The organism is Acinetobacter sp. Ac_5812, from assembly GCF_013072695.1.
Lineage (GTDB): Bacteria > Pseudomonadota > Gammaproteobacteria > Pseudomonadales > Moraxellaceae > Acinetobacter.
The window spans coordinates 243,772-257,770 of the sequence record NZ_LXUK01000008.1 but is presented as its reverse complement, the minus strand read 5'-3'; the positions used below and the strand labels follow the sequence as shown (position 1 = coordinate 257,770).

14 protein-coding genes and 1 riboswitch are annotated in these 13,999 nt (G+C 41.6%); of the genes, 7 read left to right on the top strand and 7 right to left on the bottom strand.

Annotation, left to right across the window (positions count from 1 at the left end; genetic code table 11):
• Window positions 1-43 precede the first annotated feature (43 nt).
• From gluQRS to thiC, 5 genes are all read right to left on the bottom strand, one after another.
• A complete protein-coding gene (gluQRS, locus tag A7P55_RS07220) occupies window positions 44-952 on the bottom strand; it encodes a tRNA glutamyl-Q(34) synthetase GluQRS (RefSeq protein WP_171551677.1) in 909 nt (302 codons plus the stop codon).
• 11 nt (window positions 953-963) lie between these two features.
• Window positions 964-1,497 (bottom strand): RNA polymerase-binding protein DksA, encoded by a 534-nt coding sequence (gene dksA, locus A7P55_RS07215; protein WP_171551613.1) that lies wholly within the window; start codon window positions 1,495-1,497, stop codon window positions 964-966.
• 189 nt (window positions 1,498-1,686) lie between these two features.
• Window positions 1,687-2,502, bottom strand: coding sequence for a 3',5'-cyclic-AMP phosphodiesterase (gene cpdA, locus A7P55_RS07210; protein ID WP_171551612.1), 816 nt, complete (start codon window positions 2,500-2,502; stop codon window positions 1,687-1,689).
• A gap of 22 nt (window positions 2,503-2,524) precedes the next feature.
• The gene (locus tag A7P55_RS07205; RefSeq protein WP_171551611.1) at window positions 2,525-3,142 is read right to left on the bottom strand and encodes an NUDIX domain-containing protein; all 618 of its coding nucleotides are present in this window, start codon (window positions 3,140-3,142) and stop codon (window positions 2,525-2,527) included.
• A gap of 75 nt (window positions 3,143-3,217) precedes the next feature.
• Window positions 3,218-5,113: a phosphomethylpyrimidine synthase ThiC gene (gene thiC, locus A7P55_RS07200; protein WP_171551610.1), complete on the bottom strand. Its 1,896-nt coding sequence runs from the start codon at window positions 5,111-5,113 to the stop codon at window positions 3,218-3,220.
• An 85-nt stretch (window positions 5,114-5,198) separates the two neighbouring features.
• A riboswitch (TPP riboswitch) is annotated at window positions 5,199-5,319 on the bottom strand.
• Between the two features lie 147 nt (window positions 5,320-5,466).
• Here thiC and phoU point away from each other — a divergent pair.
• Entirely contained in the window at window positions 5,467-6,189 is a 723-nt protein-coding gene (phoU, locus tag A7P55_RS07195; RefSeq protein ID WP_005154764.1) for a phosphate signaling complex protein PhoU, read from the top strand.
• Between the two features lie 297 nt (window positions 6,190-6,486).
• On the opposite strand, the gene A7P55_RS07190 is transcribed toward phoU, so the two are convergent.
• Together A7P55_RS07190 and argH are read right to left on the bottom strand one after the other, a co-directional pair.
• Window positions 6,487-6,759 carry an oxidative damage protection protein gene (locus tag A7P55_RS07190; protein WP_005278388.1) on the bottom strand — a complete coding sequence of 91 codons (273 nt, stop codon included), beginning with the start codon at window positions 6,757-6,759 and terminating at the stop codon, window positions 6,487-6,489.
• A 49-nt stretch (window positions 6,760-6,808) separates the two neighbouring features.
• Window positions 6,809-8,239, bottom strand: a complete 1,431-nt coding sequence (gene argH, locus A7P55_RS07185; RefSeq protein ID WP_171551609.1) for an argininosuccinate lyase — start codon at window positions 8,237-8,239, stop codon at window positions 6,809-6,811.
• Here argH and A7P55_RS07180 point away from each other — a divergent pair.
• From A7P55_RS07180 to A7P55_RS07155, 6 genes are all read left to right on the top strand, one after another.
• Window positions 8,230-9,372 (top strand): histidine kinase, encoded by a 1,143-nt coding sequence (locus A7P55_RS07180; RefSeq protein WP_171551608.1) that lies wholly within the window; start codon window positions 8,230-8,232, stop codon window positions 9,370-9,372. The genes argH and A7P55_RS07180 overlap by 10 nt on opposite strands.
• Window positions 9,373-9,429: 57 nt before the next feature.
• Window positions 9,430-10,170: a LytTR family DNA-binding domain-containing protein gene (locus A7P55_RS07175; RefSeq protein ID WP_005191841.1), complete on the top strand. Its 741-nt coding sequence runs from the start codon at window positions 9,430-9,432 to the stop codon at window positions 10,168-10,170.
• A gap of 111 nt (window positions 10,171-10,281) precedes the next feature.
• A complete protein-coding gene (gene hemC / locus A7P55_RS07170) occupies window positions 10,282-11,199 on the top strand; it encodes a hydroxymethylbilane synthase (RefSeq protein ID WP_171551607.1) in 918 nt (305 codons plus the stop codon).
• Window positions 11,199-11,975 (top strand): uroporphyrinogen-III synthase, encoded by a 777-nt coding sequence (locus tag A7P55_RS07165; RefSeq protein WP_171551606.1) that lies wholly within the window; start codon window positions 11,199-11,201, stop codon window positions 11,973-11,975. The genes hemC and A7P55_RS07165 overlap by 1 nt, the downstream gene beginning before the upstream one ends.
• Window positions 11,972-12,799, top strand: coding sequence for a hypothetical protein (locus A7P55_RS07160; RefSeq protein ID WP_171551605.1), 828 nt, complete (start codon window positions 11,972-11,974; stop codon window positions 12,797-12,799). The genes A7P55_RS07165 and A7P55_RS07160 overlap by 4 nt, the downstream gene beginning before the upstream one ends.
• A 6-nt stretch (window positions 12,800-12,805) precedes the next feature.
• Window positions 12,806-13,999: a heme biosynthesis protein HemY gene (locus A7P55_RS07155; RefSeq protein WP_171551604.1), complete on the top strand. Its 1,194-nt coding sequence runs from the start codon at window positions 12,806-12,808 to the stop codon at window positions 13,997-13,999.

Genomic DNA, 13,999 nt, shown 5'->3' with positions numbered 1-13,999 from the left:
GGTCCAGATAGAAAAGCCCTGACAATGTTCAGGGTTTTTCGGCTTACTGAAAAGTTCCCGTCAAATGAATGCCGAGCGGGATCGAGTTTACATCCCATTGTTGCACCGCTTGTTGCAACATAATACGGGGTTGATTCAGTTCCACCGCAGGTTGGCCTAAAGCCAAGATCGCTTGCTGTAACAGTTTGGGGGCTTGAGTGATATCCAGTGCTTGTGCCAGATTCTGTTTAGACAGTTTCTGCCCTTGATCGTTCATGGCAAGCGGTAAATGCATATAGCTTAAACTCGGATAACCCAGCAAAGCACCTAACCAGATTTGTCGAGCAGTATTATCGAGTAAGTCCGCACCGCGTACAACATGCGTGATACCTTGTAGATAATCATCGACCACCACCGCCAATTGATAGCTGATAATGCCATCACGACGCTTTAATACAAAATCACCCAGATCACGCTGTAAGTTAGAACATTGTCGACCTTGTAAGCGGTCTTCAAAACAAATCTGTTGATCACTAACCTTTAAGCGTATCGCTTGATCAGCAAACTCTAAATTTAAATCGCGGCAGGTTCCGGCATAGATATGATTGGAACCCAACATTTTACGGGTACATTGGCAGGCATAAATCGCATTGAATTGCTTGAGTTGCTCAAGCACCTGTCCATAGATCTCGAAACGATCTTTTTGAAAAATAATCTCTGCATCGGGTTCAAATTGAAAGGCATCAATGCAAGAGAGAATGTGTGCTTCGCTATTGGGATAAATACGGGGAATGTCGGTATCTTCAATCCGAACCAGCCATTGGCCGTGATTGGCTTTGGCATCGCAATAACTGGCAACTGCAGTGAGTAGGGAGCCAAAATGCAATGGGCCGGTTGGCGATGGCGCAAACCGACCCACATATGAGCGGAGATTAAGCAAAGCATCGCTTTGCTTAATCTCATGGCTCGACACGGTTTTCAAAATTAACCGTTATTTTGCTTTTCTTTGATTTCAGCCAAAGTTTTGCAATCGATACATAAAGTCGCAGTTGGGCGAGCTTCTAAACGACGCAAGCCAATTTCGATACCACAAGTTTCACAGAAACCGTAGTCTTCGTTTTGAATGGCTTCAACCGATTGTTCGATTTTGCGAATGAGCTTGCGTTCACGGTCACGTGTACGTAGTTCAATTGCAAATTCTTCTTCTTGCGTTGCTCGGTCGTTGACGTCAGGAAGCGCACTTGACTCATCTTGCATAGTATTCAAGGTGCGATCCACTTCGGACATTAACTCAGCTTTCCATGCATTTAAAATTTGGCGGAAATGCTCAAGTTGTCCTTCAGACATATATTCTTCATTTTTCTTTGGCTGATAAGGCGCAATTCCAAATAAGCTTGCAGTTGTACCGCTTTCTGAAGCTTTAGCTTTGGTTTTACGTGTACGTTTCACAGCCAATTTTTGATCGTCGATCACGTCTGTCTGTTCGTCCAAGACTTGATTTTGGTTGTCATTCGCCATATAGGGCATTCCTCATCTTACACGTACTATCTATACGCAAAAAATATGGTGATATGCAAGTGTTTTTATAGAAACCTGAGATGGTTTTTCCCATCAAGGGTCGACATCATATAGAGTTTTTAAGCAAGATGGTAGTCATTCCCGTCCAGATTTTGTCTGAAATTGACAATGTAATTTGTAATCAAAAGTTTAATCATATCCTAAAACTTCAGAACTACTCATTCGTTGCGATGTCGGTAAGCGGTAGACCTGAGTTTCCAGTTCGCCATTCGCTTTAAGGCGGATATAGCGATAACCAGGATGCTCTTCATCGAGCGCAAATTTATCGCTTTTGGGTTTGAATTGGATACAGGTTGAAGGGGTAGATAAAAATTCAACACCTTGCCATGTATTGATCGAATCTTGATGCACATGACCACAGACAATTGCTTTGACATTGGAGAATGGTTGGATTGTTTCCAACAGGTCTGAGGAGTTTTTGAGCTTGTGTTGGTCAATCCATGCCGATTGCATCGCAAAAGGATGATGATGACAAGCAATAAGCACATGACGATCATGTTGTTGTGCAAGTAATTGGGTGAGTTGCTGCAATTGTGTGTCAGCAATTTTTCCATCAATACGTTTTGGTTGCGCGCTATTTAATAAAATAATGCACCATTGACCCAGCTCAATCACAGTTGGTTGAGTTGGATCTGTTTCATGAAATGGAAAATGCGCCACATCGTCATGGTTGCCTGGCGTATGGAAAAAGGGAATTCCCACGCTTTGCATATGTTGTACATAGCGTTGATAGGTCAATGGGGTTGGCGATTGTGCCAAATCACCGGTGTGTACAATGAGGTCAATATGAGGATGTTGCTGGCGCATCAAGTCGATTACAGCATGAAAACTTTGTTCGGGTTGCATCCCGACAAATTCTAAATGTGGATACTCTAATAAATGTGTATCAGTAATCTGTATCATCACAAAATCTTGTTGCGATAATGATGAGACTTGGAAAGTCACCGTCGTTAGCCCCTTCAGATTTTTATCTTTGTTGTAGTTGTATATGTTGAGACAGCCACTGCAATGCCATGATTACAGGTGCGTTTCTCAACCGCCCGTTATTTAATAATGCTTCTAATGCGGAATAATTAAATAGATGAAGTTGAATATTTTCCCCTTCATCTGGCATCCCAAAAATGCCCCCGTCCTTTGGCAAATCAACTTCTGCTACATATAGATGAAAAAATTCAGAACATGCGCCAGCAGAAGGGTAGAAGCTAAATAAATGTTTTAATGTGGTGATCTCACAGCCAGATTCTTCTAGGCTTTCACGGCGGATACAGCTTTCAGGCGATTCATTTCCATCAAGTACCCCCGCGATGACTTCGAGTTGCCATGGCGAAATAGGATCACTCAATGCACCGACACGAAATTGTTCAATCAGTGCAAAGCGTTGTTGTTGGTCATTATATAGTAAAACGCCAGCGGCTTCTGGGCGATGAACCAATTCACGTTGAATTAAAGGTGAAAAATCAGCTCGCTGAAATAACCGATGTTTTAAACTCACTTTCTCAACTTGAATGAATCCTCGGAACAAAGGCTCTCGAGATTCTATCGTAACGTCGGTTGCTGAATAGCTGGCGTGGTCAAGAATATTCATCTTCAATCAGGATGAGATTGTACATATCTCATCCTAACCGAGAATGATTCGCAGGAAAATCTTTTTTTAGTTGATTTACACCTTGTGGTACAATTTTTGACCATGTTCCTGATAAGCGGTTTTCATGGCATTGAGACCTGCTTCAACTTCTGTTTCTACATCATTTGACTGCTTGGCATTGTGTTGATTTTGCGCATAATCTCGCACATTCTGGGTGATTTTCATCGAACAGAATTTTGGTCCACACATCGAACAGAAGTGTGCCGATTTATGCGCTTCTTTGGGAAGTGTTTCATCATGCATGCTGCGTGCTGTGTCTGGATCTAAGCTTAAATTGAATTGGTCATCCCAACGGAATTCAAAGCGTGCTTTAGATAAGGCATTGTCGCGGACTTGTGCACCTGGATGACCTTTGGCCAAGTCAGCCGCATGTGCTGCAATTTTGTAGGTAATAATACCGTCTTTGACATCTTTCTTGTTCGGTAAACCTAGGTGTTCTTTTGGCGTGACATAGCACAGCATCGCTGTACCGTACCAACCAATCATCGCAGCACCAATCGCCGAGGTGATATGGTCATAACCCGGTGCGATATCTGTTGTAAGTGGGCCAAGGGTGTAGAAAGGCGCTTCTTTACAGACTTCAAGTTGAAGATCCATATTTTCTTTAATCATATGCATTGGTACATGCCCCGGACCTTCAATCATCACCTGTACATCATGTTCCCAAGCGCGATGCGTCAACTCACCCAATGTTTTAAGCTCACTAAACTGCGCTTCATCGTTGGCATCTTGCACACAACCTGGACGTAAACCATCTCCCAAACTGAATGACACGTCATAGGCCTTCATGATTTCGCAGATTTCATCAAAATGCGTGTACAAGAAGTTTTCTTGATGATGGGCCAAGCACCATTGCGCCATAATCGAACCGCCACGAGACACAATGCCCGTGAGACGATTTGCTGTCATGGGTACATAACGCAGTAATACACCTGCGTGAATGGTGAAGTAGTCAACGCCTTGTTCGGCTTGTTCAATCAAGGTGTCTTTAAAGATTTCCCATGTTAGGTCTTCAGCTACACCATCGACTTTTTCCAATGCTTGATAGATCGGTACAGTTCCGATTGGAACAGGTGAATTGCGAATAATCCACTCACGGGTTTCATGAATATTTTTACCCGTCGATAAATCCATGATGGTGTCGGCACCCCAACGGGTTGCCCACGTCATCTTCGCAACTTCTTCATCAATCGATGAACCGAGCGCAGAGTTACCGATATTGGCATTAATTTTCACCAAGAAATTGCGACCAATGATCATTGGTTCACATTCTGGATGGTTAATGTTGGCTGGAATAATGGCACGACCTGCAGCAATTTCCTGACGTACAAATTCAGGCGTAATTTCTCTTAAATTTTGTGCACCAAAGTTTTGCCCAGGATGCTGACGCATATCGACATTTTCACGTTGGCGCTGGTTTTCACGAATGGCAATATATTCCATTTCAGGGGTAATGATACCTTGCTTGGCATAGTGCATTTGCGTGACATTTTTACCAGTTTGCGCGCGACGTGGGTTTTGAATGTGGGCAAAACGAATGTCAGCTGTACGAATATCTTTTAAACGTGCCTGACCAAACTCAGAGCTAAGACCAGAAAGTACATCGGTATCTTGGCGTTCTTCAATCCATGTTTGACGAACGAAAGGTAAGCCCTTATTTAGGTCGATTTGTACATTGGGGTCGGTATACGCGCCAGACGTGTCATAGACCATGACGGGTGGATTGTGTTCACCGCCCAAGCCAGTTGGTGTTTCGGTTAAGCTAATTTCACGGAATGGGACTTGGATATCAGGGCGAGAACCTTCAACATAGACTTTTCGAGATGCAGGTAATATTCGGGTTAAATCTTTTGCAGCTTGCTCATGTTGAGCAGAAATATCAGCAGGGGAAAGATTCGTTAATTGGTTCATGGCATGATCCTTATGTATAGCATTAACGAATCAAGCACGACCAAAAACCATGGCGGATTTATCTCTATGATAAATAGCAGCTAAGTTTTTTGCTGGGCTTGATTCCTACGCAGGTGTTAACCTGATCAGGTTCAACGGTACTTATCTTTAAATTGCGTAATTAAGATAATCTCAGCAGTTTGTTAACTGCGCTCCGTCAAGCGACACGTTTAGCGTAACAGATTTTTAAATTTTTGTTGTAGCAATTCACACCAATCAACAATAGGCCAATCCGTGCTATTGTCATAAAAGTTTCATCATTTCTATGTTTTAATCACCAATCATTTTTTCCATGTGTCTAGTGGAGGCATACTGTGAGCCCAAGCAATCCTGTGTTAAGTCATCATATTTCTTCACAATTTAATGAAGACTTGCAAGATGTGCACACCAAGTTTATGACCATGGGTGGATTAGTGGAGCAACAGGTCGCAAATGCGATTCATGCTCTATTAGACACAGATGCTAATTTAGCCATTGATGTACAGTTTAAAGACAATGCCGTGAACCAATTCGAGCGTGATATTGATGAAGGCTTAACCTTAATTCTCGCACGTCGTCATCCAGCAGCGATTGATTTACGTATGGTGATCGCAATGAGCAAAGGCAATACGGATTTAGAGCGTATTGGCGATGAAGCTGCGAAAATTGCGCGTATTGCACAAACCTTGTGTGAAGAAGGCGAGTCACCACGTGGTTATATGGAAACCCGTCATATTGGTAACCAAGTACGTGTCATGATTCATGATGCATTAGATGCTTTTGCACGTTTAGATGTGGAGCAAGCCTTGAAAGTGGTGATGGCGGATGTAGATATTGATCGTGAATATCAGTCGGCAACACGTACTTTAATGACCTATATGATTGAAGATCCGCGTCATATCTCACGGGTGATTAATGTGATGTGGGTATTGCGTTCATTAGAGCGCATCGGTGATCACGCACGTAATATTTCAGAACAAGTCATTTATATGGCGAAAGGTACCGATGTCCGTCATACCAGTATCGAAGAAATTGAACAGAAAGTGCATCAAAAATAATGGTAAAAGTAAAATAATAACTAACCGCTCTAACTGGAGCGGTTTTTTATTTTTGAGCGGGTCATAATAAAAAAAATCCCAGACTTCGGGGGAAAGTCTGGGAGAGAAATATCATGCGTTACGTGAGATATCAACGTATCTCTTTGTCCTTCTGAATATAACTATAAACATGGTGCTTTAAAGTGTCATGTAGACAACTGTGTATACTCTGTAAGGCTTTATTACTTATGTAAATATCATGTAAAAAGAGAGCTGTTTTTCAGCTCTCTTTTTTATCGTAAGGTTAGATGGGACTGCTTATTTCTCTTCAGTCCAGCCTTCCGCTTTTTCTACGCTTTCATCGTTATTAAAGAACTTCTCACGTTGTTCTTCGAGGAACTTTTTAGCATCGGGTTCAAATACATTCAAACGTTTTTCATTAATCAGCGTAGTTTGATGTTTTAACCATTCTTGCCACGCCTGTTTTGAAACGGTTTCAAAGAACTCTTGGCCTTTGGCACCAGGAAATGGTGCAAAATCCAAGCCTTCAAGCTCTTGTTTATATTTGCGGCAAAATACTTGTCTAGTCATTATGGCATCCAGTGAAAGTCCCTCTTTGTAAAAGAGGGATATAGGGAGATTAATATAACTGTTCTAGGCGAGTGTGCGCACGGGCAATCGCAGCTTCAACTTGTTTTGGTGACGTTCCACCAATGTGATCACGTGCATTGACAGATGCTTCTAAAGTCAGTGCCTTGTCAAATACATCTGCTGTGATCAAATCAGAGAACTGTTGCAGTTGTTCAAGTGTCAATTCAGATAAGTCTTTTTCTTCTGCAACGCCTAAAGCCACGGCTTTACCAACAATTTCATGGGCATCACGGAAAGCAACCCCTTTTTTGACGAGGTAGTCTGCAAGATCGGTTGCAGTTGAGAAACCACGTAAAGCTGCTTCACGCATAATCTCGATATTTGGAACTAAGGCTGGAACCATATCGGCAAATGCCATCAATGAACCACGAACGGTATCAATTGCATCAAACAATGGTTCTTTATCTTCTTGGTTGTCTTTGTTATAGGCCAATGGCTGGCCTTTCATTAAGGTTAATAGGCTAATTAAGTCACCAAAAACACGACCTGACTTACCACGAACCAGCTCAGGCACATCTGGGTTTTTCTTCTGTGGCATGATTGATGAGCCTGTACAGAAGCGATCTGGAATATTCACGAACTTGAATTGTGCCGAAGTCCATAAAATAAGTTCTTCCGACATACGCGATAAATGCATCATGATCAAAGACGCGGCTGCATTAAATTCAATGGCAAAGTCACGATCAGAAACAGCATCTAATGAGTTTTCTGAAACTGCTTCAAAACCGAGAAGTTCTGCGGTGTAAGCACGATCAATCGGATAGGTTGTTCCAGCTAAAGCGGCTGAACCGAGTGGCATGCGATTAACACGTTTACGACAGTCTTGTAGACGTTCAGTATCACGGACTAACATTTCAAACCATGCTAACAGATGATGACCAAAGGTCACCGGTTGAGCCGTTTGGAGATGAGTGAAACCTGGCATAATGGTGTTGGTGTTTTGACTAGCCAAACCCAGTAAGCCTTTTTGTAGGCGCAGTAATAAACCTAAGATGTCGTCAATTTCATCACGCAAATATAAACGGATGTCAGTTGCAACTTGATCATTACGGCTACGGCCAGTATGTAATTTTTTACCTGTAATGCCGATACGTTGAGTCAAACGAGACTCAATGTTCATATGTACGTCTTCTAAATCAATGCGCCATTCAAAGTTGCCTGCCTCAATTTCAGCTTGAATGGTGCTTAAACCTTGAATAATGTCATCGCGTTCAGCTTCAGTCAGGACACCAACTTTGGCAAGCATGGTGGCATGCGCAATTGAACCTGCAATATCTTGTTTATAAAAACGTTGGTCAAATTGCACAGATGCGGTAAATTCTGCAACAAAAGCATCTGTTGCTTCAGAGAAGCGACCGCCCCACATTCCAGAGGTTTGATTCGGGCTGGCTGAAGAAGAGGATTGAGAAGATGTGGTCATGGCGGCTCAGCAAAATAAAAAAGAGTATAGCAAATCCAAACGCAGTTGCCGAAACTCGACGTAAGAAGTTATCGCAAACTCGTCAGGGGAATCCATCAGGCTCCTATTTTTTTACGAAAATTGGGCAATGGCAATACTTATTGGAATTAATTGTTGCAAGTAATGTCTTGGCGATGGTGTTGGCTTTGGCTGAAGCACGCTCATGGCAAGCCTTAGAGGGCTTCCGTGTACTGCAATATATGGTTTTTATTAATTGGGTGATTTTGTCTTTCGCAACACTAGTTGATTATTTTAAGGATTTTTTTGCTAAGTTTAGTCAGAAAGTCGCCTTGATAATGGGCTTTGTACTGTTGCAACTGATTGTACTGTTGACCACCTGTGCGATCAATATTATTCAATATTGGGCTGCACGTTCAGCTTCATTTTCAGAGGAGATCTTATTTCATGGGAGTAGTTTGCATTTAAGCTATGGGGTTTTGTTGGGCGCTTTCTGTTTGCGTTACTTGTATATGCGTGAGCAATGGATGAATCAGCAATATAGTGAACTGAATGCGCGAATTCAGGCGATGCAGGCACGGATACACCCTCATTTCTTATTTAATAGTATGAATAGTGTGGTGAGCTTAATTGCGATTGATCCTGAAAAAGCTGAAAATATGTTGATTAATTTGTCGCGTTTATTCAGAGCAAGTTTTCAAGAACTGAAATTGGTGAGCTTGGCTGAGGAAATTGACTTATGTCAGCAATATTTAAGTATAGAAAAGATGCGTTTAGGTGCCCGTTTGAATGTAGAATGGAACATACAGGCGACACCCATTGAATTAAAACGAGTGACGATTCCGTTATTAACGTTGCAACCTTTGCTTGAGAATAGTATTTTTCATGGGGTGGAAAAAGTTTTGCAACCTTCGACTGTTAGCGTATTGGTTGAAATATTGCAAAATCAAGTCAGTATAGTCATTACTAACCCTTATTCTCACGATACAATAAAATCGAGAAAGGGAAATGGTATTGCGATAGACAATGTGAAGCAGCGCTTGAAAGCTTATTATGGGCAAACGGTTAAGTTTCAGATTTATGGGGGAACGTCGTTATATACGACGGTGGTGAGCTACCACTATCGAGTAAAATAATAAGTCAAGTTAACCATAAAAAATATGGATGAAGTTAACGGTGACAAGGAGGAGAGGATGAGAGTTCTGATTGCTGATGATGAGCCTCTCGCAGTAGAGCGTTTGTCACGTTTAGTGACCCAGATGGGACACGAAGTCATTGCGACGGCGCATCATGGTCAGGATGTGTTAAATCATATTGAAAACGACTCACCAGATGTCGTTTTATTAGATATTCAAATGCCAGGAATGAATGGTTTGGAATGTGCTGAACAACTCAGTCAGCTCAATCCTAGACCTGCGATTATTTTTTGTACGGCATATGATCAACATGCATTGGAAGCATTTAAATTTCAAGCACAAGGATATTTACTTAAACCTGTTGCACAACAAGATTTACAACAGGTGTTTAATCATTTAACTCACCTTACACAAGCACAAATGACTGGTTTAAAACAACAAGACGATATGTACGATACCAAAACACAACGCCATCAAATTGCTGCGAAAACCTATCGCGGGGTAGAACTGATTCCATTGGAAAATGTTTATTATTTTTTAGCAGATCAGAAATATGTCACTGTTCGCCATAAAAATGGCAGTGTGCTGATTGATGAAACACTGAAAGACTTGGAATTAGAATTTGCAGACCGTTTTATCCGCATTCATCGTAATGCTTTGGTCTCGCTCGACTATCTTGAAGGGCTGGAATTAGTAGCAGCAGGGCAATATCAGGTACGTTTGCGTGAACTGGAGGAACGTTTATCCGTCAGTCGCCGTCACTTACCGAGTTTAAGAGAGTGTATGCATCAATTATAAAACCCAGCTTTTTAGCTGAATGATTGATCACTTTATGAATTTTTACTTGCAATTTCAGGTGATCAAGTTAAGTTTGGAGCAATTGCTTTGATCAATACTTAACTTGAATTTATGAAAACCTTAAAAATTGCGACTCGACAAAGCCCTCTTGCACTTTGGCAGGCGGAACATATTCGTTCTCGTTTAAATGCGCTTTATCCGGATTTAACGGTTGAATTGGTTAAGTTTGTCACCCAAGGCGACAAGATTTTAGATACACCATTAGCCAAAATTGGTGGTAAAGGCTTATTCGTAAAAGAGCTGGAAGCAGCATTGCTGGATGGTCGTGCGGATTTGGCTGTACATTCAATGAAAGATGTGCCGATGCATTTACCTGAAGGTTTAAGCTTGGCTGTGATCTGTGAGCGTGAAGATCCTCTAGATGCGTTTGTCTCAAACCAATACTCACATTTTGATGAGTTGCCACAAGGTGCAAAAGTAGGCACATCGAGCCTACGCCGTAAGTGTCAAATTTTACAGCTACGCCCTGATTTAGAGATTATCGATTTACGTGGAAATGTAGGGACACGTTTATCCAAGCTGGATGATGGTTTATATGATGCGATTATCTTGGCCAGTGCCGGCTTAAAACGTTTAGGCCTAGCGGATCGAATTCGCCATTGCTTAACCCCTGTTGTAAGTTTGCCCGCGGTGGGGCAAGGTGCACTGGGTTTAGAATGTCGTACGGATGATGTGCAATTATTAAAATTGATCCAACCCTTACAGCATGAAGAAACCTCGATTTGTGTACGTGCAGAACGTGCCTTTAATGCCTATCTGGAAGGGGGTTGCCAAGTGCCGATTGCTGGTTATGCGATCTTGGCCAATGATCAACTGCAAATAGAAGGGCGTGTTGGTAGTGTGGATGGCAAGACTTTGTTGAAAGAGCAATTGGTTGGTGCAACAGTAGATGCTGAGCAATTGGGTGAACAGCTCGCTCAGCGATTGCTAGCGCAAGGTGCGGGTGAATTGCTTAAAGCGTTGTATTAATGCTGTTTATTAATACACGTCCTGATGACCGTGCTTCTGTTTTAACTCAAGCTCTGAGAGAAGTTGGTTATCAGGTCGAAGCGCTGCCTTTACTTGAGTTGGTTGCAGAGCCTTTTTCTGAAGTTTTGCAACAACTTTACTTAGCCTTGGCGGAGACTCAAGTGATTGTGGTGGTTAGTCCGACTGCTGTTGATATTGGAGTGCGTTATTTGCAGCAAGCGGGATTACAACTTGATCAGCTTAAACATATTCAATGGGTCGCAGTGGGGCAAGCTACGGCAAAGGCTTTAGCTCAATTTAAAATAGCAAGTGTTGTTCCTGAGGTGGAAACTTCAGAGGGAATGCTGGAGCTTCCCATCCTAAAACAGCAGATGCATTTAAAAAAAATTGCATTCTGGCGTGGTTTGGGAGGGCGACAGTTTATGATGCAGCAATTGCAGCAACAAGGTGTTGAGATTCTAAATTTTGTGCTCTATCGCCGCCAATGCCCAGAACAAAGTTTTTCCAAATTTCCTGAAATTGTAAAAAAAATAAGTTTAAATCAGCCTGTTGCGGTGTTGATTAGTAGTGAAGCAAGCTGGAACTATTGGCAGCAGCTATGTGGTCAGCATGCATGTACGGCAGAGTGGGTTTATTTGGTTTTAGGCTCACGTCTGGCTCAGATTCTGATACAGGTGCGGGACCAGACTGCTCAAGGATTTAACATTATTCAGCTTGAAAATTTATCTGCATCAGAGATCATTCAACGCATGAGTGATTGGCAAGGACATGTATGAGAAAAATTGGTTATCTAATATTAGGATTGAGTTTATTGTGGTTAGCTAAACTCAGTTACGATGTTGCGCAATATTCTCAAACTGTACCGCAGTTACAACAGCAATTAGATCAGACCGAGCAGCGTTATGCTTTATTGAATGATCAATTTGTTGCAGTCCAACGCCAGTTACAAAATACCAGCTCGGTAGAGCCTACGGATAGCGTCTCCATCCCGACTACGGTGACGGGGATTGCGCCAGTTATTTTGATTAAGCAGCACATGCAATTGGTTCAATTTGCATTGGATCAACAGCAGTTTATTTATGCGCTGGATCAGCTTAATCAAGTGCAACAGCATGTTGTGCAATATGCAGTATCTCCTGCGTTACAACATAGCTTGGTTAAGTCGATTGAGCAGGATAAACAAGCGATTCAACAATATGTATTGAGTCAGACACAACAACAACAGCAACTTGATAATCTATTGCAGCAACTAGATCAAAAGATTCAACAAGACATCCGAAATCCGAAATTGTCTATGACAAAAAATGAAACGGCATCGTGGTGGCAGTGGTTCAAATTAGAAAAAGTACAGCGCAACTCACCTGACTTGATGAATCGTAATATTACCTTGAAAGAAGCACAATTACGTTTGTTACTCGCTTCTCAAGCCTTAAAACAAGGGCAACGAGCAGAATATCGAAAATCTACTCTGGAAGTGATGCAATTACTTGCTGAATTGCCAGATCAAAATAGTCAACAAATGAAATTGCGCTTAGAGAAAATTTCAAATCTACCTGTAGTACCAACACCAAAATTAACCACACTGGGTTTGTTGGGATAAGGCATTATGAAACGTTTACTGTTGATTTATGTACTTGCAAGTTTGGTGCTATTCGCACTGTTTTCTGTATTGAGTTATGGCTATGGAAATGGCTATGTCTATATCTATTGGCGAGATTGGCAATTTCAAACGGGTGTTTTAGGGCTCATTGGACTATTTATTCTGATCAGTTTATTGGCACAATTGACTTGGTTATTTGGTAAACGTTATCTTGCCCGCGAGCAGCGAAAAAAAGAAACAATCCTTCATTTTAAAGATTTGCATCCTTATGAGCAGCTTGGCATTGTCTGGCTGTTGGAAGCGGCGAAAGATCAGCAAGTCTTTATTGAGCGTGTTTATACTCAGTCAGGATTGCTCAATCATATTATTGATGCGCAATTTGATTATAAGAATGGCGATTATGAAACTGCCTTGCATAGTTTGGAAAAATCTGCACCGATGGCATTTGAGCTGGCTGAATTACAACGCATAGATATTTATCTTGAGCGGCAAGAAACACAGAAAGCGCTGACCCATCTAGAGTTTCTTGCTCAACATCAGCTTTCTCCTTGGTTGACTGAGATTGAAACCGCTTATCAGCAACGTATTACTGCGTTATGGGGGAAGCTTGCTTTACAAGAACCGTGGTTATTCTTGCAAACAACCCAATATGGTTTGTTAGATGCAGAACATCGTGACTTATGGTTACAGCAGTTGCTTATACGATTTGATCAGGCTTCTGTGGATGATCTTGCTGCATTGCAACAACGTTATCTGGTTTTACAGGATGAAATTCAAACTCGTCCGTACAGTAGTAAAGTACTCTGGTTGAAATTATTGGCACGTATGCCAGAAATGAGTTTGCAGCATGAAGATCTGGCTTTGCATTTATTACAAGACCAGTTTGATCCAGAAGTGTTTTATCTGTGGTTCCAACAACAATTATTGAAGCAGATTCCAGATTATGCCTATGTTGAGCAGCGCATTATGCAGCTTGAACAGCGTTACACCAGTGTGCCGATGCTTAGCTTTGCAAAATGGCATATTTATGTGGCAACACAACGACAGGCAGAAGCAGAGCAATTATTAACTTTATATCCAGATAATATTTTAATGAGCTATTTAAGGATTAAATCAACTTTGGGTGATAATCCTGATTTAATCAGGCAGTTAAATTTAATATTTGAAAATGATGTGAATTTTCTTAATTTTAAGATATGA